Consider the following 25,382-nt stretch of genomic DNA (forward strand, 5'->3'; position numbering starts at 1 on the left):
CGGGTTCTCATGGCTAGCAAGACGATCGCGGTTGTCGGCGCTACTGGTGCTCAGGGCAACGGTGTGGTGCGGGCCATCCTGGCGGCCGGCGGCGACGACTTCAACGTGCGGGCGCTGACCCGGGACGTGACCTCGGCCAAGGCACGCGAGCTGGCTGAACTAGGCGCTGAAGTGGTGGTGGGTGACTATTCCAGTCCGGAGGGTCTGGCCGAGGCGTTCGCCGGTGCGGACGGGGCGTTCCTGGTGACTGACTTCTGGACGCACATGGATCCGGAGAAGGAGCAGGCGTACGTCCGGAACCTGATCGACGCGGTGCAGAAGGCCGGCGTCAAGCATGTGGTCTGGTCGACGCTGGAGGACACCCGGGAGTTGATTCCGGTCGACGACCCGCGGATGCCGACGCTGCTGGGCACGTACAAGGTGCCGCACTTCGACGCGAAGGCCGAGGCGGACGAGTTCTTCCGGGTGGCCGGGGTGCCGACGACGTTCCTGCGGACCACGTTCTACTACGAGAACCTGGCCGACGCGCTGGCGCCGGCGCGGGACGGTGAGGGCCGGCTGGTTCTGAACATTCCGATGGGGGATGCGCCGCTGGCGGGTATCGCGTCGGGTGACATCGGCCGGGTCGCGCTGTCGATCTTCCGCGGTGGCAGCGAGTACGTGGGTCGTACGGTGAGTATCGCCGGTGATGTGCTGACCGGTAAGGAGATCGCCGAGGCGCTGGCCGACGCGCTGGGGGAGCCGGTGGAGTACCGTCCGGTCACTCACGATCAGTTCCGGGCGTTCGGGTTCCCGGGTGCTGACGAGTACGGCAACATGCTGCAGTACTACACGGAGTTCGCCGCCGAGTTCACCGGCCCGCGTGACCCGGCCAAGGTCCGCGAGTTGACCCCGGAGGTCCGGTCGCTGCGCGAGTGGCTGGCCGAGGTGGGCTACCGCCTCCCGAACGCCGCCTGACAGTCGACAACGAGCGAGCCAAGCGGACCGCCCGCCCCGGCAGGGGACGGGCGGTCCGTTGTATGCCCGGCCGGGGTCAGCCGCCGAAGAAGATCGCCCCGTTGCCGCCGTGGCGGTAGTTGTTCAGGATCGGGAACGTCGCGTCGTCCTTGCCGTAGCTGGTCATCTCCCAGAAAATGATCGGCGTGTGCCCGGTCAGTTCGGAAGCGGCGTTCTTCTTCTTGCCGATCAGACTGCGCCAACCCTTGACGTACGGGTCCTCCTCGCCGTCCTGCTGACGGACGACGCCGAAGTCGGCGCTCTGGGTGGACCCGTCCGGGATCTCCGGTTTTCCGTCGCTCCACCGCTGGCGCTTGTGGGCATCGATGAGGAACGACGTCCACGCCCAGTGCATGTGCACACATTCGCCGCAGCCGGGCGACAGGACCCCGGGTCCGGAGGTCTTCGGGCCGGGTGCCTGGTGGATGCTGTCCCAGTCACCGCGACTGCCGTTGCGGATCGCCTCGTCGGCGTCCTCGTACCTCATCGCACCGCGCGAACCCTTGGTCTTGAGCGTGCCCGGGTCCTTGTCGATGGTCGGGCTGTCCCGGTACGCGTCGATGCCGCCGCCGAGTTTGTCGTCCGGGCGGAACGCCATCCGCTGCACGGTGCGCAGCGCGGTGAACTGGGTGCAGGTGCGCGTGTTGCGGCGCGGGCAGTCCGTGCTGCCGGCGTAGTGGTACGACAGCGACGGCCAGAACCGGGCGCAGGACAGCTTCTCGGTCGGCTCGCACGGGTGCGCCGCGTCGATGCCGCGGAACCGGTACTCCTGGGTCACGGTCAGCGGCCCGGTCGTGTTGGTCTCGGCGACGAAGTCGTCGACGGCGTAGACGGCCTTGGCGTAGATGTCGCCCCCGTCCTGTCCGCACTGGAACGATTGCAGGGTGCTGCCACGCAGCGGTTCGCCGTCCGGGGCGGGGTGCGCCTTGTCCCTGGTCGGGGTCAGTTCGATCAGGGAGACGAGCCCGGGTACGCCGTTGTGCCGGTAGATGCCCTCGAGGTACGGCACGCTGATCTGCTTGGCGAAGACCCGGCCGCCGAACGCGGACTCGTCGAGAACGAGGCCGTCGTTGTCGGAGATGTGCGCGCTCATCCGCCAGCCGCCGGCGCCGGAGCTCGCGCAGCTGCGGCTTCCGGTGGTGGCTTGGGCGAGCGCGTCGGCCAGATCGGACGGCTGCTGGGCGGGGATGTAGCTGCCACCGGTGCTCTGCGCGGCGCAGGTCAGGTCGGTCGCCGCGGTGTCGGACACCTGCAGACCCACGGTGTACAGCTGTAGCTGCACGCCGGCGGGCAGGTTCTGCTTCACGTAGTCGCAGATGGTGATGCCGCACTGGGTGTCGCCGTCGGTGAGCAGCACGAGACGTTTCGGCCCGGTGGTCGGGTACGCCTGCAGCTCCTTGAAGCCCTCGCCGAGGGCGGCGGTGGTCGGTGTCCCGCCGCCGGCGACGAGGTGATCGGCGGCCGTGTCGATCGCGGCGTCGTTGTTCGTGCCGATGGGCACGGCCGCAGCGGTGGTGGACTGGTCACAACCGCCGGCGTAGCTGCGCAGGCCGAGGGCGGTGGTGTTCGGGACGGACGCGGCGCTCTGCTTGATCGCGGCGACGGCGTTGGTGAGACGTTCCCCGGCCATCGACCCGGACACGTCGATCACATAGTGGATCGCCGGGTTGTTCTGCTCGGCCTGGGCGCGGAACGGCCGGGCGCCGACGATGCCGAGCGGGACCAGGGCGGCGACGGCACCGAACGCGATGACGGCTCGCCATCGGCCGAATCGGGTTCGCCCGGCGGTTGTCCTGCTGGTGCTGGTCAACGGCTTCCTCCGAAAGGGTGATCACGGCGTTGGTGTCCGTGCCGATCGGATCCGTGGGTCCGGGGGATCCATCGTGGTCCGAGGCGCGGTGCCGTCACGCTAGCGGCGAATCCGGGCGTTCTGGGATAGACCAGACGACTGGCAGGCACTTGCTTTCGGGTGGGCCGACCGCGCCGGGCACGTCAGGTAACGGCCCGTCCGGTGGACCTCGTTAGAGACCCGCGTCGACGACGGGGCGGTCCACGGGGGAGTGGCTCAGCGAGACGGGTGGTGTGCCCGGGCGGTACTTGGGGTCGTACGCCGAAGCCTGGTTTTTTGCGGCCTTGCCCACGACGCGACCGTGAGCTGCGGGAAGGTGTGGTCGTTGATCTGCGGTGCCGGCCTGAGCATCGATGCGATGCCCGTGCCGGCCACCGTGGTCCCGGCGCTGCGGATGAGGGCGCCGTCGAGCAGACAGTTGAGCGAGCGCTACGGCGTCGGGCGTTTGCCGGCGGTCAGTTGCTGCGAGCGTTCCCACAGGCCGCGCGCGAGCGACTCGTCGAAGGCCTGGGCGTTGCTCGGCCGGGTGATGGCGCGCCGGAAGTAATAGGCGCCCGACTCCCAGTCGACGCCGGGCGTGCCCTGCGCGAGCCACACCAGCTGATCGGCGCCCTGCTCCGGAGTGGAGAACAGCCGGCGGCCGAGCGGGTTGGCCGCGACCCGGCGGACCAGGCGGATGACCGGTTTGGTGGCCTCGGCCCCGAAATTGGTCAGCACGTTGCCGGGGTAGAACGAGGCCGCCGAGATGCCGTCGGCGTGGTAGCGCCGGTGCAGCTCCTGGGTGAACAGGATGTTCTCGAGTTTGGCCGCGCCATAGGCGTGCACCGCGTCGAAATGACGGTCGTGGTCGAGGTCGGTCAGATCGATCTTCTTCGTGAAGCGCACCGTGCTCGAGGTCTGGATCACCGAGGCGCGCGAGGCGATCAGGGTGTCCAGCAGCAGCTGCGTGAGCAGGAAGGGCGCGAGGTGGTTGACCTGGAACGTCTTCTCGAAGCCGTCGACGGTGCGGGTCTGCGGGCCGAACATGCCGCCGGCGTTGTTGGCCAGCACGTCGATGCGGGGGTAGGCGCTGGTGAGCTCGGCCGCGAGCCGGGCGACGTCGTCGAGCCGGGTGAAGTCGGCGACGTGGCCGTCGACGCCGAGCTCGGTGCAGACGGCGCGGGTCCGCTCGGGCGAGCGCCCGGCGATCACCACGGTGTGCCCGTCGGCGTGCAATTGGCGTGCGGCGGCGGCGCCGATGCCGCCGCTGGCACCGGTGATGACGATGACCTTCTTGATGTCCACCAAGATCTTCCCTCCGTCGATTTAGTGAGACACTATCTCATCGGTGGAACCCAGTGTCACCTTCGGTTCGTAGTGTCATCGATGGTGGTGGGCATCTGCGGTACTTGCAGGCCGACACCGGCGAGCGGCCCGGACGAGGCGCCATCCGGGGTCAACACCAGGGCGAGCCGTGCGGCGCGTCGACAGCTATTCCCCGGCCTCGAACCCGGCCGAGCCGGCCGCGTCCACCTCGTCCTGGAACCGCTGGTAGGCGTTCGACGACCAGTTCAGCACGACTTTGTCGAGAAAGATCATCATCGTGAAGGTCGATGCGGCGGTGCGCCACACCACGGTCGGGTTCTCGCCGGGCGTGGCCTCGACCGGCGAGCCGAGGATCCCGGTGGCCATCGCGGTGAAGTCGGCGAAGGCATCGTCGGCCGCCGCCGCGGTCTGCGGCGTGTTCGCGGTACGAGCGGTCAGATCGAAAAACACCTGGCTGACACCATCGGACCAGTACACCAGCGGCACCATCCGCTCCGGCAACGCCCAGGGCAACTCGGCCTCGGCGCCGTTGTCCCAGCGCTCCGTCAGACGCCAGCCCAGCCGGGCGACGAGCGCGTCGACATCCTCGACGCGCCACGACCAGTCCGCGTCACGCAACGCGGCCAGCATCTGGTGAACGGTCGCATCGTCGGTCCGGGTGAACGTCATGACGGGGTCTCTCTAACTATCGGGGCGGGCCTTCGGCACGTTCAGGCCGCTTTCGTAGGCCAGCACGACCGCCTGCGCGTGGCTGTTCAGGCTCAGCTTGCCCGTCATCCGTTTGGCGCGCGCCACGGCTTCCGCGCCGTTGCCGGCCTCCGCGACGATCTCGATGCCGGGTGCCGACCGGAAACAGGCCACCGGCTCTACCCGGACTCCGGGCAGGTGAGGGGCTGGAATATCGGCGGCACGGGGTTCCGGCTCGTGCTCGCGGCTACGGTCCCTGAGCTCGTGGATACCTACCTGCGGCAGGCGCCGCCGAGCGTGCCAGCGTCTTCCCGCTGCAGTTCTGGGCGGTGGTCGCCGGCCTGAGCATCCTCACCCGCCCGGCCCGTCCCGCGGGATCCGAGCCCGAGCAGATGGCAGACAACGCGGCAGCACGCCCGTGACGATCGTCGGCTCGGGGCGCCGCCGACCTGCCGCCCCGAGCAACTGCTCGGGGCGGCACCATCAACTTCATGACGAGTTCCTGAAAAAGAAAGATCAAGACCGCTTGCGGGTACGGGTTTCAGAGGCCCTGGCGGCGCAGCCAGGCGAGCGCGGTGTCGGCGACGTCGGTCCAGCCGTTGTCGATGGTCAGTGAGTGGCCGCGGTCGGGGAATTCGGTGATGTCGGTGACGGCGTCGGAGTGCCGGTACTGCTTGAGCGTCGCCCGGACCACCGCTTCGGGGACGGTGTGGTCCTTGCCGCCGGTCATCAGCAGCAGTGGTCCGCGGTTCTGGTTGGCGGTGTCGACCTTGGCGGGCGAATGCGGGCTGAAGTTCGCGGCGGCGGCCTCGAACAGCGGCTTGCCGGGTGCGGGGATGGTCCACTGCTCGAACAGGGCGTCGGACTCCTCGGCGGGGATCGCGTTGCCGAAGGCGTAGCGGAACTGCTCGGCGGTCAGGGACACGGCCCGGTGCTTGTTGGCCGGGTTCTTGAACACCGGCAGGGTGGCCCGCAGCGCGGACAGCGGCAGCGGCAGCACCCCCTTGATCTGCGCGGCGTCGATCGCGACGGCGGCGCGGCCCAGGTCCTGTCCGAGCAGCTTCTGCGCGATCATGCCGCCGAACGAGTGACCGATCAGGATCGGCGCGGTGTCCATGCCCCGGATGATTCCGGCGTAGTGCTCGACGACGTTGTCGATGCCGTGGTCGGCGATGCTCTCGGGGTTCTCGCGGGCCTCGGTGACGGTGTCCGGGTCGCCGGGCCAGCCCGGGGCGATCGGGGCGTAGCCCTCGGCGGTGAACTTCTCGATCCAGGTGTTCCAGGAGGTCGCGTGGAGCCAGAGGCCGTGGATGAAGATGATCGGGGTCGGTGTCGTCGTCGTCATGCGATAAGCACACCAGTCAGACCCCCACCCCCGAATCATGGAAACCCCCCAGTCCCACCGGGAGCGGACCCCAGGGGCGTCAGCGCATGGTTGTTCACCCCGCCGCGCGGCCGGCAAGATGGTCGCCAGAATCGGCTGATCCTGCCGCTCGTGCCGGTGGGGAGGTGCCGACTCACCTCCGGAAGGACCGGGTGAGGGCGGGACGTGACGTCACGCCGTACCGCTGAAGGGGTTTGTGCCGTTGATCGGGACTGGGTCGCCGACGCGGCCGCGGCCGGCGCGTTTGGCGGCATACAGGGCGGTGTCGGCGCTGATGTAGAGGTCCCGGGTGGAACCGGTGTCCTGCCGGGCGTGTGCGGCGCCCGCGCTGATCGACAACGCGAGCTTGCGCCCGTCGGCCAACGGCAGGGGCTGCTCGTGGACGGTGCGGACGAAATCCTCGGCGCGCCGGTGCGCGGTGTCGTAGTCGCAGCCCGGCATCAGGACCGCGAGTTCGTCGCCGCCCATCCGGGCGAGCACGTCCTGCGGCCGGCTCCGGGCCGACAGCACCGCCGCGATGTGGATCAGCGCGTCGTCACCGACGGCATGCCCGTACGTGTCGTTGATGGTCTTGAACTTGTCCACGTCGATCAGGATGAGCGCGGTGCCCGCGTCGGAGGTCGCGCTGGAGATGGCGCTGACCGCGTCGTCGAGGACCCGCCGGGTGACCAGGCCGGTCAGCGGATCGACGGAGGCCTGCCGGCGCAGCTTCTCGACCAGGCGGTGCTGGTTCACCATCGCCCGGGTCAGCACCGAGCCCATCAGGATCAGCATGCCGCCGGTGAACGCCACGTCGGTGAGTGCCTGATCGAGGGGGAGCAGCCGCAGGACGACGATCGCCTCGCCGGTGATCGCGGCCACGGTGACCAGGATTGATCCCGGTACGCGCAGGTGTACGGCGGCGTACAGCACGGGCATCGTGAAGAAGATCTGCCCGGTCAACCCGGCATCGTCGGTGCCGAGGTCCAGCACGACCACACTGGCGATGCCGAGCAGCGGCCCGATCACACAGAGGCTCGCGGCCCGGGCCGGCGTCAGCGCGATCACGGCCAGGCAGAACAGCGCGAGGACGGCGCCGCAGCCCAGCTGCAGCGGGTCGAGGCCGGCCTCGTCGAGCAGGGCGGCGGTGAAGAACACCGCGGTGCACGACCCGAGCATGATCGCGATCCACGCTCTGGCCGGCTTCGCCTGGCGTGGCCCGAGGCCGCGAAGCGCGACCGCGAGCCATGCCGATGGTCGCGTCACCATGCCCATACCCCAACATCGGCGTCGAAAGCCGTCGTCTGATGCCGTTCCGGCCGCGAATCCCCCGGTGCGGGTCGCCCGCGCCGCCGATCGGTGCGGATCAGGCCAACGGCTTGCCGCCGGTGACGCCGAGGACCTCGCCGGTGACGTAGCTGGATTCCTGGGAGGCGAAGAAGACGTAGGCCGGTGCCAGTTCGGCGGGCTGGCCGGCGCGTCCCATCGGGGTGTCCGCGCCGAACGAGTCGACCTTCTCGGCGGGCATGGTGGCGGGGATCAGCGGGGTCCAGATCGGGCCCGGCGCCACGGCGTTGACCCGGATGCCCTTCTCGGCCAGGCCGGCGCCGAGGGCCTTGGTGAAGGCGATGATGCCGGCCTTCGTGGTGGCGTAGTCGAGCAGTTGCGGCGACGACTGGTAGGCCTGGATCGACGCGGTGTTGATGATGGTCGAGCCCGGTTTCAGGTGCGGCACGGCGGCTTTGCTGAGCCAGAACATGGCGTACAGGTTGGTCTTCATGACCCGGTCGAACTGCTCGGTGCTGATGTCGGTGATCCCGCCGGACTGGGCCATCTGGTAGGCCGCGTTGTTGACCAGGATGTCCAGGCCGCCCAGTTCCGCCACGGCGGTCTCCACGATCCGCGCGCAGTGCGCCTCGGCGCGGATGTCGCCGGGCAGGGTGACCGCTTTGCGCCCGGCCTTCTCGACCAGTTGCGCGGTCTGGCGCGCGTCCTCCTCCTCGTCGGGCAGGTACGAGAGCAGCACGTCCGCACCCTCACGGGCGAAGGCGACGGCGACCGCCCGCCCGATGCCGGAGTCGCCGCCGGTGATGATCGCCCGCTTGCCGGTCAGCCGGCCGCTGCCGCGGTAGCTGTCCTCGCCATGGTCGGGCTCGACGTCCATCTCGGCGGTCCGGCCGGGGTGCGGGATGCCGCCGCTGCCCTGCTCGTCGGGGCCGCGGAACTGCTTCTGCGGATCTTGCTGGCGGTGCTGGTCCTGGGCCACGATCGTGCTCCTCAGCAGCGGTTCAAGAGGTGTCGGGGCTCGGCTACCCACCAGCCACCCGGCTACACGCATTCGACCGCATTTGATCACATTCGGTTGCCGGCTGGCGGGCGGGCCCGACGCGGTGGCTCGGGGACCGGGCTGATGCCGTACGGCGAAATCTTGGCTCTTGATCTTCTTGTGGTGAGTCGGCGAAAGAGTCGGCGTGGATCGTGAAAGAACGGCGGGGCCGTGCCGGGTCTCCCCGGTACGGCCCCGCCGTCGATCGTCGGTGCGGGTTGGTCAGCTGGTGAAGCGCACCCGGCGGCGACGGACCATCAGGATGGCGCCGGCACCGATGATGAGCAGCAGGGCACCGCCGCCGATGACCGGACCGGTCGAGGCGCCGGTCAGCGCCAGCACGCCGCCGGGCGACGTGGAGGTGCTGGGGGTGGGCGTCGCGGCCGACGCCGACGGGCTCGTCGACGCGGAGGCGCTGGGGGCCGAGGTGGTCGGGGCGGGAGCGGCGCTGAAGGCGGCCGCGGCCTGCGCGGTGACCGTCTTGCCGACGCTGCTGCCCAGGATCAGCTTCTGGTGCTCGTCCTTGCCGCCGCTGTACAGGAAGACCCGGCCGAAGGAGACCGAGTCCTCGGCGGTCACCTTGACGCCGACCTGGCCGGCCTGCTCCGCGGTCAGCCAGAACTGCCCGCCGTTGGTGGTCTTGGTGACCGGGTTGCCGTCGACGTCGACGGCGGCGCCGCCGGTGGCCGCGATGGTGATGTCGCCGGCCGGGCCCTTGACCGTGAACGGGCCGGCCTTCTCGCCGACCTTCGCGGTGGCGTCGGCCGGGCTGACGGCCAGGTCGCCGGTCGGCTCCGGCTGGTCGACCGCGTTGCCGGTCAGGTAGTCGTAGATCTTCTTGATGACGGTGTAGCTGGTCTCGTCGCTCAGCGACCGGCCGTCCTGCCAGGCGCCCAGGGTGATGTTGTCGCTGAAGTGCCAGACCGCGGTCTGGGTGGCGAAGTACAGCAGCTTGGTGCGGTTGGCGTCGTTCACGTCGCCCGGCTGGACACCCGCGGCGGCGAGCAGCTTGGCGGCGTCGCCGTTCGGGTAGCCGTGCGCCAGCACCCACTGCACCTTGGTGAGGTTCTTGACCTCGGACTCGTTCCAGGTGCCCTCGACATAGTCCTTGCCGGTGGCGACCGGGGTGTGGAAGTCGATGCAGTAGACCGGCAGATTCTTCTGCTCTCCGATGGAGAGGGTGAGACCGCCGATCGACATGCGCTGGTTGTCGAGCATGAGCGTGACGCCGCCACCGGCCATCCCGCCGGGAACGCCGATGACCGGCTCATCGGCAGCGGCGGCGGGCGAGGCGGAACCGAGCAGCAGTGCTCCGGTCGCCAGGGCGGCCAGCGCCGTACGCACCCAGCCGGGTCCTCGTTTTTCGAACATGTGTTACCTACACCTTCCCCAGAATCGCCGGTCCCGGGGATCCCTCTTGCATCCGCGCGCGGGACGGCGACGCGGCATTATGCACATAATTCGAATCGATTGTCACGAGTGGCTCGACTGCGAAAATTCGGGAGGAAGCGACGTGTTCGTTGCGCGATTTCGCCGTCACTTTGAGCGATGTGAATGGGAGCGTGCCCAGCGTTTTCAAATGCGCTGAAGGCGATGCGGTTACCTCGCCGGGGCCGGTGTCGGCAAGCCCTGGCCTTCAGCGCGGTCTCAAGCCGGTCGGGGCACTCTCGATGCCGATCGAAGGCGCTGTCGACACCGAGGTGGATCATGACTGATTCTGCGACCATGCCCCGCACCGTCCGGGTGAAGCCGGGCGTGATCCGTTGCTCCGACGCCGACCGGGAGCGGGTCGGTGTCCGGTTGCGGGATGCCGCGAGCGAGGGCCGGCTGAGCATGGACGAGTTCGAGGAGCGCCTGGCCGCCGCCTATGCGACGACCTATCAGCACGAGCTCGGGGCGCTCACCGCCGACCTGCCGCGGCCGGTGGCCACCCGGATCGGCTGGCCGGCGATCGTCGGCCTGCTCTGGGCGCAGCTTCGCGCCGACCTGGCAACCCGCCGCCGGCTGGTGCTGGCGGTGACGGCGCTGGTCATGGTGCTGATCGTCGGTAGTGCGATCGTGGGCGCGTTCCACGGCTACGGCGGGGACGGCCACGGGATCGGGCCCGGCGGTGCCGAGCTGCACGAGCCGGTCGGGGAGTGAACCGGGTCGCGAAACGCAACGGACCGCCCCTGGAGTCAGGGGCGGTCCGTCGTGGAGCCGGGGTCAGTTGGGGGAGCCGACGCCGGTCAGGATGCGGCTGCGGATGTAGCGACCGGACTCGGTCAGCACCCCGGTGCCCTTGAATGTCGTCCCGGCGCACGTGCCCTGCTTGAAGACCGAGTTGGTCTCCCGCCCGTCCGACAGGCTCCACATGCCGTAGCTGATCTTCAGGCTCTTCAGCAGGTCGAGCCAGGCGGTGGTGCTGGCGAAGTCGTTGCCGCCGTCGCCGGTGAACGTCTGGCTGCCGAACTCGCTGACGAACAGCGGCAGGCTCTTGGCCGCCCGGGCCACCGCCGTGCGCCGGTCCGCGCCGTGCGACGCGGCGTAGAAGTGGAACGTGTACATCACGTTCTTGAACGTCACCGGGTCGTCGATGATCTCCTGCTCGGTCGCGCCGTCGGTCAGGCCCAGCGAGGAGAAGCCCCGGGTGCCGACCAGCACCACACTGTTCGGCGAGTTCTTGCGGATGACCGGGATGACCTGATCCGCGTACGACTTGATCGCCGTCCAGCTGACCCCGTTCGGCTCGTTGGCGACCTCGTACAGAACGTTGTTGTTACCGGCGTGCTTGGCGGTCACGTCCGCGAAGAACGTCTTGGCCAGCCCCAGGTTGAAGTTCGGGTCGCCCGGCGTGAGGATGTGGAAGTCCACGATCACGTAGAGGCCCAGCTTCGTCGCGGTGTCCACCAGGCCGTTGACCTTGGCGGTGAAGCCGGTCGGGTCGCTGGCCAGGCCGCCCTCCTGCACGTACATCGACAGCCGGATGAAGTCGGCGTTCCAGTCGTTGCGGATCGCGTCCAGCGAGCCGGCGTTCACGCAGTTCGGAAAGAACTGCAGGCCGTGGCTGCTCATGCCGCGCAGCTGGATCGCCGTGCCGCTCTGGTTGCACAGCTTGGTCCCGCACACGCTGAGCTGCCCGTTCACTGCGACCGGGGTGCCGCCGGGGGCGGTCGTGGCGGCCGGCGCGGTGGTGGCCGGCGCGGTGGTCGGCGCCTTGGTCGCCGGAGCCGTCGTCGCGGCCTTGGTCGGGGCGCTCGTGGCCGTCTTCGTGGCGGTCGGCATCGCGGTCGGCTGCTGGGTGGAGGCGCCGCCGCTGGTGTTCAGCGTGCAGGGCGCGACCTTGGCCGCGTTGAGGTTGGGCCGGGCCGCGTTGCGCCCGATCGCGATCTCGATCCGGTCGATGGTGGAGATCCGCTTGTCGCGCAGCGGGCCCAGGATGGCGTTCTGGATGAAGTTCGGCCCACCCTGATCGGCGCTGGTCCGCAGCCGGTTGTTGGCCTCGGCGATCTGGGTGTTCAGCAGCTGCAGGTTGCGCTGCACGTCAGCGCGCTGCTGCGCGGGCACCGCCACGGTGATCCGCACCTGTGGACAGTTGACGGTCGGTGCCGCCTGCCCGGCTGAGGCCACGCCGATCCCGACTCCGGTCGCGACGACGGCGACCCCGGCCACCGCGATGACCTGCCACCGTCGGATCCCACTCCACCGCGATTTGTACACTTGAATCCCGCGCCTTCCGCCGGAAGCTCTGCTCGTTGCAGCCAGCAGTACGGGAGCGCTCCCACGAGCGGATCAACATCGCCGCCCCTTTTTCTCGACCCGGTCCCGGCGGCCGCCCCGGAATCGTCCGCGGCGGGTGAGGCCACGGTGTTCTCGCCCGTGACATCGTCCGGACCGTTGCGAGCGGACGATTGATGCGGACTTCTCGAGGAGAACCGATCATGTACAGGTTCGACACCAGCGTCTCCAGCGTCGTGAGCATCGCGGACGGCGCCCGGACGGTCCCGGCCGGACCCTTGTCGCCGGAGCTGCTCGACCGGATGCAGCGACTCTGGCACGCCGCCAACTACCTGACCGTCGCGCAGATCTACCTGCGCGACAACCCGCTGCTGCGCGAGCCACTACGACCCGAGCACGTCAAGCCGCGGCTGCTCGGGCACTGGGGCACCTCGCCCGGGCTGAGCCTGATCTACCTGCACCTGAACCGGCTGATCACCGAGCACGACGCGAACGTGATCTACCTGGCCGGTCCGGGCCACGGCGGACCCGCCCTGGTCGGGCACGCCTATCTGGAGGGCACGTACACCGAGGTCTACCCCGAGATCACCCAGGACCTGGACGGCCTGCGCCGGCTCTGCCGGCGCTTCTCCACCCCGGGCGGCATTCCCAGCCATGTCAGCGTGCCCACCCCGGGCTCGATCCACGAGGGCGGCGAGCTCGGGTACGTGCTGTCGCACGCGTTCGGCGCGGCCTTCGACAACCCCGACCTGATCGTGGCCGCGGTGGTCGGTGACGGCGAGGCCGAGTCCGGTCCGCTGGCCGGCGCCTGGCGCGGCACCGCGTTCCTCAACCCGGCCCGCGACGGGGCGGTGCTGCCGATCCTGCACCTGAACGGCTACAAGATCAGCGGGCCGGCGATCCTGGGCCGGGAGACCGACGAGAACCTGCGCGCCTTCCTGCAGGGCAACGGCTACGAGGCGTACTTCGTCGAGGGTGACGACCCGGCGCGGGTGCACCAGGCGTTCGCCGCCACGCTGGACGCCTGCTACGACCGGATCCGGGTGATCCAGGACCGGGCCCGCCGCTACGGGTTGTCCGAACGCCCGCGCTGGCCGGCCATCGTGCTGCGCACGCCCAAGGGCTGGACCGGGCCGAAGGAGGTCGACGGGCATCCGGCCGAGGGCACGTTCCGCTCGCACCAGGTGCCGATGACCGACACCAGGACGAACCCGGAGCACCTCGCGCAGCTGGAGCAGTGGCTGCGCTCGTACCATCCGGAATTGCTCTTCGACGACACCGGCCGGTTGATCGCCGAGCTGGCCGAGCTCGCCCCCGGCGCCGACCGGCGGATGAGCGCCAACCCGCACACCAACGGCGGCCGGGTCATGGTCGATCTGGACCTGCCGGACTTCCGCGACTACGCGATCGACGTCGACCCGAAGCGGCCGGCGCTGATCCGCCAGGAGTCCACCCGCCAGCTCGGCAAGATGCTGCGCGACATCTACGTGCGCAACGCCGAGCAGGCCAACTTCCGGCTGTTCTGCCCGGACGAGACCAACTCCAACCGGCTCGGCAACGTCTTCGAGGTGGAGAACCGCTGCTTCGTCGGCCCGATCCTGGACATCGACGACCACCTGACGCCGGACGGGCGGGTCATGGAGGTGCTCAGCGAACACCTCTGCGAGGGCTGGCTGGAGGCGTACACGCTGACCGGCCGGCACGGCATCTTCGCCACCTACGAGGCGTTCGCGATGGTCGCCGCGTCGATGGTCGTGCAGCACGCCAAGTGGCTGCAGGAGGCCGCGAACCTGCCCTGGCGGGCGCCGCTGCCGTCGCTGAACATCCTGCTCACCTCGACCTGCTGGCGCAACGACCACAACGGCTTCAGCCACCAGGGCCCCGGCCTGATCGACGTGATGCTCTCCAAGCGCGGCACGGTGACCCGCATCTACCTGCCGCCGGACGCCAACTGCCTGCTCTCGGTCGCCGACCACTGCCTGCGCAGCCGCAACTACGTCAACCTGATCGTGCAGGACAAGCAGCCGCAACTGCAGTTCCTCGACATGGAGCAGGCCATCGAGCACTGCGCCCGGGGCGCCTCGATCTGGCACCGGGTCGGCAACGAGGACGGCGAACCCGACGTCGTGCTCGGCTGCGCCGGCGACATCCCGACCATGGAGACGGTCGCGGCTGCGGCCTACCTTCGAGATCAAGTTCCCGACCTTCGCGTACGGGTGGTGAACGTCGTCGACCTCATGCGCCTGTTCCCGGCCCGCATCCACCCGCACGGCACCACCGAGCAGGAGTTCGCCGACCTGTTCACCGCGGACAAGCCGGTCGTCTTCGCGTTCCACGGCTACCAGCGGGCCATCCACGAGCTGGTGCACGGCCAGCCCGACGTCGACCGGATCCATGTACGCGGCTTCAACGAGCAGGGCACCACCACCACGCCGTTCCAGATGGTCGCGATGAACGAGATGAGCCGCTTCCACCTGGCCGCCGAGGCGATCCGGCGCTGCCCGCGGCTGGCCGAGCGCGCGCCGGCGCTGATCGCCGAGTGCGACGCCCGCATCGCCGAGGCCGCCGCCTACGCCCGTGAGCACTTCGAGGACCAGCCCGAGATCCGCGACTGGGCCTGGCGGGACTGATCATGGCGACGACACCGCAACACCCCGGCCCGATCGCGGCGGTCCTGGCCGACGTCGACGGCACCCTGGTCACCAAACAGAAGGTGCTCACCCCGCGCACCATCGACGCGGTCGGCCGGCTCGCCGAACGCGGCGTGCTGTTCGCCGTCACCAGCGGGCGCCCGCCGCGCGGCATGCGGATGCTGGTCGAGCCGCTGGGCATGCACATGCCGATGGCCGCCTTCAACGGTGGCGTGATCATGCTGCCGGACATGACGGTCTTCGACGAGCGCGACATCCCGGCCGACGTCGCGCCCGGCGTGATCGAGACCTGCCGCGCGTACGGCCTCTACGTGTGGATCTACACCGCCACCGAGTGGTACGTCACCGACCCCAATGCCCCGCACGCCGAACGCGAGACCAGGACCTGCCGGTTCCCGCCGGTGGTCGTGCCGGACTACGACCCGTACCTGGAAAAGGTTGTCAAAATTGTCGGCGTCAGCGACGACTACGACCTGGTCGCGCAGGCCGAACTCGCCGTGCAGAAGCAGTTCGACACGCGTGTCTCGGCCGCCCGCTCCCAGCCGCACTATCTGGACGTGACCCATCCGACCGCCAACAAGGGCGTCGTGGTCGACCGGCTCTCGCACCGGTTCGGGGTGCCGCGCGAACAGATCGCCACCTTCGGCGACCAGGCCAACGACGTGCTGATGTTCCGGCGCAGCGGGATCAGCGTCGCGATGGGCAACGCCGCCGAGCCGGTGCGCCGGCAGGCGACCTACGTGACCGGCTCCAACGAGCAGGACGGCTTCGCCGACGCGGTCGAGCGATACATCCTGCCCTATGCGACCGCCGCACCCGCCTGAGATCACTTTTGTACGCTCTTCGTCCATGGAGGACATCGCACGGTTCTACCGGCAGGCCGGCCCGACCTCGGCTCTCGGGCGGCACCGCGACCGGGTGCCCGGCCTGCCGGCCGACCCGCAGGCGCTCGCCGCGATCGTGCGCGGGCTGCTCATCCACAACTACACGGCGACGGTCCAGGGGCTGCGGTTCTCTACCGAGCGCAGGTCGCACATGGAGACGGCCGGCGCTGAAGCGATCCTGGACAACGTGATCGGCATCGATGCGGCGCCGTGGGATCGCGAGCGGCCGGTCGAGCGGCGAATGTTCGGCTTCTGCTACCACTTCGCGCTGCTGCACTGCGCCCTGCTCCGGGCAACCGGCACCCCGGCCCGCATCCGCTGCGGCTTCGCCGGCTACTTCGTGGCGCACCGCTGGATCGACCACTGGGTGGTCGAATACCGGGATGGCTCCGGCTGGCGGCTGACCGACCCGCAGACCGGGCGCGGCGACCTGACCGGTGACGACTTTCAGGACGGTGTCACCGCGTGGAATCTCTGTCGCGGTGGTGCTGCCGAGCCGGCCGCCTACGGCAACGGCGAGTTGTGGGGCTGGGACGAGCTCAGGGGGAGTCTGATCAACGACGTCGCCGCGCTGAACAAGGTCGAGGTCGCCGGCTGGTACTGGTGCGACCGCCTCCAGGTGGAGCCCCTCGACCAGCCGCACGACGACCTCGACAAGTCACTCGACGTTCTCGCCCGTCTCGCGGCCGCCGCGGAGTCGGTCGAAGACCTGGCGAACTGCTTCGACCGGTACCCGGAGTTTCAGCCGCCGGCGGACGCCGTCGCGCGATAGCACGGGCGGCGGTCAGGCCTGCGGTGTCGGCAGGGCGATCACCTGGCGCAGGTTGACGTGGCGCGGGCGCGAGACGACGTACCCGATGAGGTCGGCGATGTCGCCCGCACTCAGTGCGGGCATGGCCTGGAACATCGCCCCGAGCTGCGCGGACAGTTCCGGGTTGTCGACGTGTCCGCCCAGCTCGGTGTCGGTCAGACCGGGCTCGATGTTGGTGACCCGGACCGCTTCGGCGCCCAGCTCGGTGCGCAACGACGCGGACAGGTGGGTGAGCGCCGCCTTGGTGGCGGAGTAGACGGCGTACTGCGGGAACAGCGCGTGCGCGCCGATCGAGGAGATGTTGACCAGGTCGGCGGTGCCGCCGGCGGCCGCGACGGCGCGCAGCCCGGGCAGGAACGCGCGGATGACGCGCAGCGCGCCGGTCAGGTTGGTGTCGATCATGCGGGTCCACTCGTCCTCGCGGCCGTCGCCGATCGGGTTCGGCAGCATCACCCCGGCGGCGTTGACCACCAGGTCCGCCCGACCGTAGGCGGTCTCGACGGCGGTGGCCGCGGCCGCCACCGAGACCGGGTCGGTGACATCGACCGGTACGGCCAGCGCGCTCCCGCCCGCAGCGGTGATCTTGGCGGCCAGCTCGTCCAGCCGGTCGCGGCGCCGCGAGAGCAGGGCGACCCGGGCCCCGCCGGCGGCGAGCAGCAGCGCGGTCGCCTCGCCCATGCCGCTGGCGGCTCCGGTGATCACGGCGGTCCGGTTCTGCAGTTCGTAGCTGTTCATGGCGACAGCCTCTGCCGGTCCGGGAGCCGGTGGCAGGGCTGCGTCGTTACCTGGGTCTGACAGACCCAGGATCCGGTTCCCGGCACCGGGCAGACTGGGGCCATGACAGCGTCCCCCGGACCGGCCCGCGAGACCGACATCGGCGCTTTCCTGCGTGCCCGGCGGGCCGCTGTCCGGCCGGAGGAGTACGGGCTGCCCGTGCTGGGCCGCCGCCGGGTGCCCGGCCTGCGCCGCGAGGAACTGGCCCAGCTGGCCGGGGTGAGCCCCGACTACTACATCCGGCTGGAGCAGGGTCGCGGCCACCACGTGTCGGATTCGGTGCTGGACGCGGTGGCCCGGGTGTTGCGCCTCGACGGCACCGAACGTGAACACCTGATCAACCTGGCCCGCTCGGCCGGCGCCCGGTCGCGGCCGGCCCGGGCGCCGCGCCAGCGGATCCGCCCCGGCGTGCGGGTGCTGCTCGACATGATGCAGACCGTGCCGGCCTTCGTGCTCGGCCGGCGCCTGGACGTGCTGGCCTGGAATGCGCTCGGCGACGCGGTCAACGGCTTCAGCACCTGGCCGGTCGGGCAGCGCAACGTGGTCTGGCGGACCTTCCTGGACCCGCGGGCCCGTACGTTCTATCGGCAGTGGCACACCGTGGCCGCCGAGACGGTCGCCTTCCTGCGGCTCGACAGTGGACGCCACCCCGGCGACCCCCGGCTGTCCGCGCTGGTCGGCGAACTCTGCGTCAGCAGTCCGGAGTTCGCCCGGCTGTGGGCGGGTCAGCAGGTCAAGGACAAGACGTCCGGCGCGAAGCTGCTGCATCACTCGCTCGTCGGTGATCTGGAGCTGGGCTTCGAGACGCTTACACTGCCCGGCGAGCCGGACCAGATGCTCGTCACCTACACGGCGCTGCCCGGCAGTCCGACGGGGGAGCGGCTGCAACTGCTGGCGAACTGGACCGCGCCGGACACCGATCCGAAACGGATACCCGTCGCGCCGCCGCAGCAAATGGGGTGAGCCCGGCTGACAGCTGCCTGCGGAAACGCGGTTGGGCAGGTGCCGATCGGCACCTGACCGACCAGACCAGGACGGGGGATTACGCCAGCGGGTCGCCGCCGATGGGCGACGGCGTGGTGCGGGTGGGCCGGGGCTGACGTGCCGGGCGCGGCGTGCTCACGGCCATGGTCGGATCGGCCGTCGTCGCGGAGACACCTACCGGAACGGTCGTGGCGAACGGGTCACGGCCGGACAGGTCGGCGGTGGCGCTGTCGTGGTGGGGGAGTTTCGCGACGACCGCCTGGCTCCCGGTGGCCAGCAGCGTCTTCGCCTTCTCCTGGGCCTGCCCGACGCCCGGGTGGTTGCCCGCCTTACGCGCGTACGCGGCGATCTGCTCGAACTTCTCCCGGCCCGCGCGCGTGCCGAGGACATACCCGGCGGCGAATCCGACGGCCAGCTTGAATACCTTCACGTGTCTGCTCCCGTGCTCGTGGTCAGTCGGGCCATTCGCCCGTGGCTTTGTGGACACCGACGGCACCGGTGCGGTCGACGGCCGCCTTGACGATCGCGAAGATCGCTCCCTGCAGCGCGGCGGCGAGCAGGATCTCGCCCCAGCCGCGGTCCGGGTCGGTGGCGTGCGGCGCGTCGTCGTCGTGCCCGGCGACCTTCCAGATCTGCTTGAAGATCAGGCCGGCGGCCAGCCCGGCGCCCGCGCCGAGCAGCAGGCCGACCGGCTTGTACGCGATCTTGACGGCTCTGCTCACGCCCGCCTCCGGGCGGCTACCGGCAGGAGCACGCCCGCCGTATTCGTGGTCACAACACTTGCCTGCTTGCTCACGAGTTGCTGGGTGCCCGTCGTTCGAGCAGCTAAAACGCGGAACAACGGGGCGAGAACCACGCATGAAATCGGCGGGCGCCGGGCACGCGCGGGTGCATGCGTGCGGAAAGATCGGCCCGTACGCCGAATAAGGTTTTCGAATGTGATCGCTGCCCGGACTTCACGACAACGAGGCGGCGCGCAAATGAACAATCAGTGAACGTGGAATGGCTTGTGGTTTACCGGTATCAGTCGACCCTTCCGGACGCCGATCGATCGGTCGAGGGAAAGGGACGATCGTGGCAGGGGACCGTGGGCTGGGGCAGTGGTGCCGGGACCGGAAGGTCTCGACCAAGGTGCTGATCGTCGCCGGCGTGGCGATAGCCGGGACGATGGTGACCGGCGCGCTGAGCATCGCCGGTATCGCCGGGCTGCAGAGCAGCCGCAACACCGAGATCGCCGGGGTCCTGCCGTACGCCACCAACCTCAACACCGCGGCGCTGACCGCCAAGGCGGCCGCCAACGACGAGCGCGGCTACCTGCTCGCCGGCAACGCCGACTTCAGCAAGGAGGCGCTCGGCCGCCAGGCGAAGGTCGATGCCGCCCTCGACGCCGCCCGCAAGGTCGCCGACTCCGGCGCGTCGGCCGCCCGGGTCGACGCGATCCAGGCCGCGACCGGCGACTGGTTCACCGCGCTGCAGTCGGAGTTCACCCTCTACGACACCCAGCCCAAGGCCGCGGTCACCCTGGCCATGGGCGGCAACCGCGACCTGCGCAAGAAGTACGAGACGCTGCTCACGGCGGAGATCGACTACGCCAACACGGCCCTGCTCAAGGGCAAGGGGTTCGACGCGACGGTCACCCGGACCCGTACCCAGCTGATCGCCGTGGCCCTGGCGGTGCTGCTGCTCGCGGTCGCCGCCGCGATCGGCGTCGCCCGGCTCATCGTGGGGCCGCTGCGCCGCGTCGAACGCGTCCTGGACCGGCTGGCCGAGGGCGATCTGTCCGGCGACCCGCAGGTTCGTCAGCGTGACGAGGTCGGGCGGATGGCCGACTCGCTGCGCCGGGCCGCCACCAACCTGCGGCAGACCATGACCGATCTGACCGCGCACGCCCGGACGCTGGGCGCCGAGGCCGAGACGCTCGCGGCGACCAGCCGGCGCAGCGCCGGCAGCGCCGGTCAGGGCGCCGCGCAGGCCGCCCTGGTCGCCGAGTCGGCCGCGATCATGTCGTCGAACATCCAGGCGGTCGCGGCCGGGGCCGAACAGATGGGCGCCTCGATCCGCGAGATCAGCCAGAGCGCCACCCAGGCCGCCCAGGTGGCCGCCCGGGCGGTCGACGTCACCGCGAACACCACGGCCGTGATGGCCAAACTCGGCGAGTCGTCCACCGAGATCGGCAACGTGATCAAGGCGATCACCGCCATCGCCGAACAGACCAACCTGCTCGCGCTCAACGCCACCATCGAAGCCGCCCGCGCCGGCGAGACCGGCAAGGGCTTCGCCGTCGTCGCCAGCGAGGTCAAGGACCTCGCCCAGGAGACCGCCCGGGCGACCGAGGACATCGGCGCGCGGGTCGCCGCGATCCAGGCCGACACCTCCGGCGCGGTCGCCGCGATCGGCGAGATCTCCGGGATCATCGCCCGGATCAACGAGTTCCAGACCACGATCGCCTCCGCGGTGGAGGAGCAGAGCGCCACCACCGACGAGATGAGCCGCAGCGTCAGCGAGGCCGCCGGCGCCGGCTCCCGGGTCGCCGGGACGATCACGGACGTCGCCGCTTCCGTGCAGGAGACCACCGCCGGCGTCGCGGAGACCGACCGGGCCACGACGCAGCTCGCCGACATGGCCCGGGATCTGCGCCGGCTCGTCGGCCGATTCACCCTCTGACGGCTTTTACCCGAACGGGCGACCGGCGCATCGACGCGAGTGCAAATGCACGTGCATCCGGCCTTGCGGAAGCAAGGTATCTCGGACAGGATATTGCACGTCGACACCCGAGATCCGGCGCCGCGGCGAGGTTCGGGTGGAAAGGTCGCGAAGAAGTGCTGTCGTGGCCTCGGCGCACGGCTCCTTGGCGGGGGCGTCCGAGCGAGAGGTGACGATGATGGCGATGCCGAATGGTGGTCCGTCCAGTTCCGAACCGGGTGCCGAGGCGGGCGAGGGCTCGCGCCGGCGCAATCCGTCCTCGGTCCATCGGGACACCGAGATCACCGACGATCTGACGGCCGCATCCGTGCGAGCCAACGCCGTGACCGGCCGATTCGGCGGCGCCCGGTATGCGCTGACCCGGCCCGACCAGCCCGACGACACCGTTGCTCCGCCGGAGGGCGACGATTCCGAGATCCCCGACTGATCCGGATGAGGACGAGCACGGTTGACCGGGTGCCGTCGGGCTCCGCGCTGTCGAGCCGTGCGACCGACACGGGCCCGCGAGTGATGTCCCGCGTGCTCAGGAGCGCGACTCCAGGACGGTAGGTGGCCTCGCTGGCGGCTGCGCCGTGGTGCAAGGGCCGAACGTTCGTTACGCGATCCCGGGTGTCGTGCCGGCCTGATCGCGGGTCGCGGCCCAGCTGGCCAGCAGGCGTAGGGCGTCGTCGGCGGCCGAGCCGGCGGCGGCGCTGAGCAGCGTCATGGACAGGCCCGGGTCGGCGTTGAGCTGCATGGTCTCGAAGTTCAGGTCGAGCCGGCCCACGACCGGGTGGCGGAACTGCTTGATGCCGTTGCGGTGCAGGCGAACGTCGTGGGATGCCCAGCGCATCCGGAAGTCCGCACTGCGGGTGGACAGCTCGCCGACCAGATCGGTCAGGCCCTTGTCGTAGGGATCCCGGCCGGCTTCGGTGCGCAACATCGCGACGGTGTCGCCGGCGATCCGGTCCCAGTCGACCCAGAAGTCGCGGGAACGTGGGTTGAGGAACGCGAACCGGGCGTGGTTGGCCGGGCGGGCCGGGTCGTCGAACATGGGCGAATAGAGAGCCCGCATGAGCGGGTTGGCGGCGAGTACGTCGACGCGGCCGTTGCTGACGAATGCCGGCACGTCGCTCATCAGGTCGAGGACGCGGGTCACGCTCGGACGGATCTGCGTTGCGGCCGGTTTCCGGCGTGTCCGGGCGCCGGGGGCGGCGGCGCGGGCCAGGTCGGCCAGGTGCTGCTGCTCGGCCTCGTTGAGGTGCAGCGCGCGGGCGAGCGCGTCCAGGACGCTGTCGGAGACGCCGGCGAGGTTGCCTCGTTCGAGTTGGGCGTAGTACTCGACGCTGACTCCGGCCAGGTCGGCGACCTCGCTGCGGCGCAGACCGGGCACCCGCCGGTTGCGGCTGTAGTGCTGCAGTCCGGCCTGTTCCGGGGTGATCTGGGCGCGCCGGGAGCTGAGGAAGGCTCGAACCTCGTCACGGTTGTCCACGACTTCCAGGCTAGGTCGCCGGCGCGGACGTAAGGGTGGGCTGTCAGTACACCCTCCAGCAGCATCTTCTCCCGGTTCCCGGGAGAAGGTTCCCTGGAGGCCGTCACCGCTTCCCAGGTTCACCGGCACCGAGAAACCTGGCCGCGTTGCGGGGCTTTTGGCGACGGAGGACGACATGACGGACAAGAAGGTTCTGCTCATCACCGGAGCGGGGCGCGGCATGGGGGTGGACATCGCCAAGGAGGCACTCGCCGGCGGATACGCGGTCGTTGCGACCGGCCGCGATCCGGGCCGGGTCGAGAAGGCGATCGGGGCCGCGGACGACCTGTTCACCGTACGACTCGACGTGACCGACCCGGTCAGCGTCGAGGCCGCCGTGCAAGCCGCCGCCGACCGGTTCGGCCGGATCGACGTGCTCGTCAACAACGCCGGCAACTTCATCGCCGGATTCTTCGAGGAGATCAGCGCCGAGAACTTCCGGGCTCAGGTCGAGACGAATCTGTTCGGCCCGCTGAACGTCACCCGCGCGGTTCTGCCGGTGATGCGTGCCCGCCGTTCCGGGCTCGTCGTTTCGATCTCCTCGGTCGCCGGGTTCCTCGGGATGGAGTTCACCTCGGCGTACGCGGCGGCGAAGTTCGGTCTCGAGGGCTGGATGGAATCGCTGGCGGCGGAGGTCGAGCCGTTCGGGATCCGCACCATGATCGTCGAGCCGGGCTTCTTCCGGACCGAACTGCTCACCCCGGAGTCGACCAGCTACGCCGAGCCGAGCATCGACGACTACGCCGAGCGCACCGGGCAGACCGTGGAGGCGTGGAGCGGCATGAACGGACTTCAGGGCGGTGACCCCGCCAAGCTGGCGGCCGCGTTGATCAAGCTTGTCGGCTCCGGCGAGCCGCCGGCCCGCTGGGCCGCCGGAGCCGACGCGGTCGGCGCGCTGCAGCAGAAGGCGAAGGTCCTGCTCGACCAGGCCGACGCACATCGCGAGCTGTCGTCGTCGCTCGCTCACGACGACGCCTGAATCAGCGGGACGCTCGACAGTGCCCTGACCCGCACCGTTCGGCGGCCATACGGGCCGATCATCGCGGCGGGGCGCTACTTCTCGTCCGGCGGCTTGGTCGGTAGTTCGATGGTGAAGGTGGTGCCGGGGCCGTCGTGGTCGGTCAGGGTGATGGTGCCGCGGTGGCGCTCGATGATGGTGCGGGCGATGACCAGGCCGAGCCCGGTGCCGGGGATGCGCCGGTCCAGGGCGGTCGAGGCGCGGTAGAAGCGGCGGAACAGCCGGGGGCGTTCGGCGGGCGGGACGCCGATGCCGGTGTCCGCGACGGTCCAGATGATCGTCTGGTCGGTGTCGCCGGTCGTGGCGGCGACGGTGATCGTGCCGTTCGCCGGGGTGTACTTGATGGCGTTCGAGAGCAGGTTGTCGGCGACCTGTCGCAGCCGGTTCGGATCGGCGTGCAGCAACAGGCGCTCCGGCAGCCGTACCGTAATCGTCTGGTTTTTGTCGTTGTCCGGGGTGACGGCCTCGACGGCCTGGCGGATGACGGCGCACAGATCGGTCGGGACGGGATCGATGGCCAGGTGCCCGGATTCCAGGCGGGCCAGGTCGAGCAGATCCTCGGCCATGATCGACAGTCGTTCGGCGTTGCGGGTGATCAGCCGCAGGTAGTGCCGCTGCTCGTCGCGGGTCAGGTCGTCCAGGTCGTCGGCGAGCAGACCGGCGGTGCCGGTGATCGCCGCGAGCGGGTTGCGCAGCTCGTGGGTGACCATGGCCAGGAACTCGTCCTTGGTGCGGGCGAGCTCGATGGTCAGTTCCTCGGCGCGGCGTCGTTCGACATACTGCCCGATCTGGGCGGCGAGGCCGCTGAGCAGGCCGAGCAGAACGTCCTCGGGGTCCTCGACCCGGTCGCCGTAGACGCACAGGGCGCCGAGCACGTGCTGCCCGGTGGACAGCGGCACGCCGACGGCCACGCGCAGGCCGATGCGCGCGGCGGCGCGGCTGCGCACCGAGCCGGTGTCGGTGCCCAGGTCGGGGATCCAGTGTGCGGCGCCGTCGGCGCAGACCCGGCCGGGCAGCGCGACGCCGATCTCCAGCACGTCGACGTCGAAACTGTGCAGCCGGCGGCCGGGCTCGACGTGCCGGGCGGCGCAGGTCAGCAGCTGCCGGGCCTCGTCGACGACCCACATCTCGGTGACCGGCCACCCCATCTTCACACCGAGCGCCTCGACCACCCGGGCCGCGGCGGCGGTGCTCGAGTCGGCTTCGGCCAGTCCGCGGGCGACGGCGGCCTCGACGGCGGTGAACCGGCCGGCCCGCTGGGCGGTGGTGATGTCGTGGGCGAAGACGTGGAACACCCGGCCGCCGGGTTCGTCGGTCGCGGTCAGCGTCATCTCGGTGGGAATCTCGTGGCCGTCGGCGTGCCAGGCGGACCATTGCAGCCGCTGGTCGAGGGCGCGCCCCGGCCGGCCGGCGGCCAGCGCGGCCAGTTCGGCCCGGGCGGCGGTACGGGCCACCGGGCGCACGATGAGCTCCTCGACCGACCGGCCGTACGCCTGGGCGCGGGTGTAGCCGAAGGTGGTTTCGGCGGCGGGGTTCCAGTCCAGCACCCGTCCGCTGGTGTCGAAGGCGACGTAGGCCTCCAGCGCGCAGGCGAGTACCGCGGACTGGTTCGGCGGCCCGGTTTCCGGGGCGCTGGGTTGTTCGAGGCTTGCTGCCATGGCCCTTCCCCGGTGGAGACGGCGCGATCGGCAACGTCTTACCTGGGGTACTGGGTGGCGCTGTCTCTTCCACGCTAACGCCGACAGCGGCCGGCCGTCCGTGCAACGCGCATTCCGCACAGGGTCGGCGGGCTGGGCATTCCGCG

At 70.1% G+C, this 25,382-nt stretch carries 24 protein-coding genes; 10 read left to right on the plus strand and 14 right to left on the minus strand.

Annotated elements, in window-relative coordinates:
• Nucleotides 1-9: 9 nt before the first annotated feature.
• Nucleotides 10-957, plus strand: a complete 948-nt coding sequence (locus L3i22_RS21410) for an NmrA/HSCARG family protein (RefSeq protein WP_221328730.1) — start codon at nt 10-12, stop codon at nt 955-957.
• A 76-nt stretch (nt 958-1,033) separates the two neighbouring features.
• Here the strand turns inward: L3i22_RS21410 and L3i22_RS21415 are convergent, their stop codons facing one another.
• The 8 genes from L3i22_RS21415 to L3i22_RS21450 all read right to left on the minus strand — a co-directional run bounded on the left by L3i22_RS21415 (nt 1,034) and on the right by L3i22_RS21450 (nt 9,897).
• A complete protein-coding gene (locus tag L3i22_RS21415; protein WP_221328731.1) occupies nt 1,034-2,806 on the minus strand; it encodes a VWA domain-containing protein in 1,773 nt (590 codons plus the stop codon).
• A 468-nt stretch (nt 2,807-3,274) separates the two neighbouring features.
• Nucleotides 3,275-4,129: an SDR family NAD(P)-dependent oxidoreductase gene (locus L3i22_RS21420; protein ID WP_221328732.1), complete on the minus strand. Its 855-nt coding sequence runs from the start codon at nt 4,127-4,129 to the stop codon at nt 3,275-3,277.
• A 186-nt stretch (nt 4,130-4,315) separates the two neighbouring features.
• Nucleotides 4,316-4,819, minus strand: coding sequence for a DUF6301 family protein (locus tag L3i22_RS21425; RefSeq protein WP_221328733.1), 504 nt, complete (start codon nt 4,817-4,819; stop codon nt 4,316-4,318).
• A gap of 12 nt (nt 4,820-4,831) precedes the next feature.
• Nucleotides 4,832-5,011, minus strand: a complete 180-nt coding sequence (locus L3i22_RS21430) for a hypothetical protein (protein ID WP_221328734.1) — start codon at nt 5,009-5,011, stop codon at nt 4,832-4,834.
• 367 nt (nt 5,012-5,378) lie between these two features.
• Nucleotides 5,379-6,182: an alpha/beta hydrolase gene (locus L3i22_RS21435; RefSeq protein WP_221328735.1), complete on the minus strand. Its 804-nt coding sequence runs from the start codon at nt 6,180-6,182 to the stop codon at nt 5,379-5,381.
• A gap of 210 nt (nt 6,183-6,392) precedes the next feature.
• Nucleotides 6,393-7,469, minus strand: a complete 1,077-nt coding sequence (locus L3i22_RS21440) for a GGDEF domain-containing protein (RefSeq protein WP_221328736.1) — start codon at nt 7,467-7,469, stop codon at nt 6,393-6,395.
• A 97-nt stretch (nt 7,470-7,566) separates the two neighbouring features.
• Complete coding sequence (locus L3i22_RS21445; protein WP_221328737.1) at nt 7,567-8,466, minus strand: SDR family oxidoreductase; 900 nt, start codon at nt 8,464-8,466, stop codon at nt 7,567-7,569.
• Between the two features lie 282 nt (nt 8,467-8,748).
• On the minus strand, nt 8,749-9,897 hold the full coding sequence (locus L3i22_RS21450; protein WP_221328738.1) for a thioester domain-containing protein: 1,149 nt from the start codon (nt 9,895-9,897) through the stop codon (nt 8,749-8,751).
• Between the two features lie 149 nt (nt 9,898-10,046).
• Here L3i22_RS21450 and L3i22_RS21455 point away from each other — a divergent pair, with 149 nt between their 5' ends.
• A complete protein-coding gene (locus tag L3i22_RS21455; RefSeq protein ID WP_221328739.1) occupies nt 10,047-10,241 on the plus strand; it encodes a hypothetical protein in 195 nt (64 codons plus the stop codon).
• Complete coding sequence (locus L3i22_RS21460) at nt 10,234-10,668, plus strand: DUF1707 domain-containing protein (RefSeq protein WP_255658468.1); 435 nt, start codon at nt 10,234-10,236, stop codon at nt 10,666-10,668. Before L3i22_RS21455 ends, L3i22_RS21460 begins: the two co-directional genes overlap by 8 nt.
• Before the next feature lie 63 nt (nt 10,669-10,731).
• On the opposite strand, the gene L3i22_RS21465 is transcribed toward L3i22_RS21460, so the two are convergent.
• Entirely contained in the window at nt 10,732-12,090 is a 1,359-nt protein-coding gene (locus tag L3i22_RS21465; protein WP_255658470.1) for a glycoside hydrolase family 5 protein, read from the minus strand.
• A gap of 356 nt (nt 12,091-12,446) precedes the next feature.
• Between L3i22_RS21465 and L3i22_RS21470 the strand changes: the two genes are divergently transcribed.
• From L3i22_RS21470 to L3i22_RS21480, 3 genes are read left to right on the plus strand one after another with little or no spacing between them, the layout of a single operon-like run.
• Nucleotides 12,447-14,873 carry a phosphoketolase gene (locus L3i22_RS21470; RefSeq protein ID WP_221328740.1) on the plus strand — a complete coding sequence of 809 codons (2,427 nt, stop codon included), beginning with the start codon at nt 12,447-12,449 and terminating at the stop codon, nt 14,871-14,873.
• Nucleotides 14,874-14,875: 2 nt separating this feature from the next.
• Nucleotides 14,876-15,718 carry a Cof-type HAD-IIB family hydrolase gene (locus tag L3i22_RS21475; RefSeq protein WP_221328741.1) on the plus strand — a complete coding sequence of 281 codons (843 nt, stop codon included), beginning with the start codon at nt 14,876-14,878 and terminating at the stop codon, nt 15,716-15,718.
• Nucleotides 15,719-15,743: 25 nt separating this feature from the next.
• On the plus strand, nt 15,744-16,550 hold the full coding sequence (locus L3i22_RS21480; protein ID WP_221328742.1) for a transglutaminase-like domain-containing protein: 807 nt from the start codon (nt 15,744-15,746) through the stop codon (nt 16,548-16,550).
• 12 nt (nt 16,551-16,562) lie between these two features.
• Here L3i22_RS21480 and L3i22_RS21485 read toward each other — a convergent pair whose 3' ends face one another.
• The gene (locus tag L3i22_RS21485) at nt 16,563-17,324 is read right to left on the minus strand and encodes an SDR family oxidoreductase (protein ID WP_221328743.1); all 762 of its coding nucleotides are present in this window, start codon (nt 17,322-17,324) and stop codon (nt 16,563-16,565) included.
• A gap of 102 nt (nt 17,325-17,426) precedes the next feature.
• Between L3i22_RS21485 and L3i22_RS21490 the strand changes: the two genes are divergently transcribed.
• Nucleotides 17,427-18,326, plus strand: a complete 900-nt coding sequence (locus L3i22_RS21490) for a helix-turn-helix transcriptional regulator (RefSeq protein ID WP_221328744.1) — start codon at nt 17,427-17,429, stop codon at nt 18,324-18,326.
• Between the two features lie 79 nt (nt 18,327-18,405).
• Here L3i22_RS21490 and L3i22_RS21495 read toward each other — a convergent pair whose 3' ends face one another.
• Nucleotides 18,406-18,777: a hypothetical protein gene (locus tag L3i22_RS21495; protein ID WP_221328745.1), complete on the minus strand. Its 372-nt coding sequence runs from the start codon at nt 18,775-18,777 to the stop codon at nt 18,406-18,408.
• 22 nt (nt 18,778-18,799) lie between these two features.
• Entirely contained in the window at nt 18,800-19,069 is a 270-nt protein-coding gene (locus tag L3i22_RS21500) for a DUF4235 domain-containing protein (RefSeq protein ID WP_221328746.1), read from the minus strand.
• Between the two features lie 352 nt (nt 19,070-19,421).
• Here L3i22_RS21500 and L3i22_RS21505 point away from each other — a divergent pair, with 352 nt between their 5' ends.
• Both L3i22_RS21505 and L3i22_RS21510 read left to right on the plus strand, forming a co-directional pair.
• Nucleotides 19,422-21,011: a methyl-accepting chemotaxis protein gene (locus L3i22_RS21505; protein ID WP_221328747.1), complete on the plus strand. Its 1,590-nt coding sequence runs from the start codon at nt 19,422-19,424 to the stop codon at nt 21,009-21,011.
• 217 nt (nt 21,012-21,228) lie between these two features.
• On the plus strand, nt 21,229-21,477 hold the full coding sequence (locus tag L3i22_RS21510; RefSeq protein ID WP_221328748.1) for a hypothetical protein: 249 nt from the start codon (nt 21,229-21,231) through the stop codon (nt 21,475-21,477).
• A 168-nt stretch (nt 21,478-21,645) separates the two neighbouring features.
• On the opposite strand, the gene L3i22_RS21515 is transcribed toward L3i22_RS21510, so the two are convergent.
• The gene (locus L3i22_RS21515; RefSeq protein WP_221328749.1) at nt 21,646-22,521 is read right to left on the minus strand and encodes a helix-turn-helix domain-containing protein; all 876 of its coding nucleotides are present in this window, start codon (nt 22,519-22,521) and stop codon (nt 21,646-21,648) included.
• Nucleotides 22,522-22,696: 175 nt separating this feature from the next.
• On the opposite strand from L3i22_RS21515, the gene L3i22_RS21520 reads away from it, so the two are divergent.
• A complete protein-coding gene (locus L3i22_RS21520; RefSeq protein WP_221328750.1) occupies nt 22,697-23,539 on the plus strand; it encodes an SDR family oxidoreductase in 843 nt (280 codons plus the stop codon).
• A gap of 74 nt (nt 23,540-23,613) precedes the next feature.
• Here L3i22_RS21520 and L3i22_RS21525 read toward each other — a convergent pair whose 3' ends face one another.
• Entirely contained in the window at nt 23,614-25,236 is a 1,623-nt protein-coding gene (locus L3i22_RS21525) for a PAS domain-containing sensor histidine kinase (RefSeq protein ID WP_221328751.1), read from the minus strand.
• Between the last annotated feature and the right edge of the window lie 146 nt (nt 25,237-25,382).

The organism is Actinoplanes sp. L3-i22 (assembly GCF_019704555.1).
Lineage (GTDB): Bacteria > Actinomycetota > Actinomycetes > Mycobacteriales > Micromonosporaceae > Actinoplanes.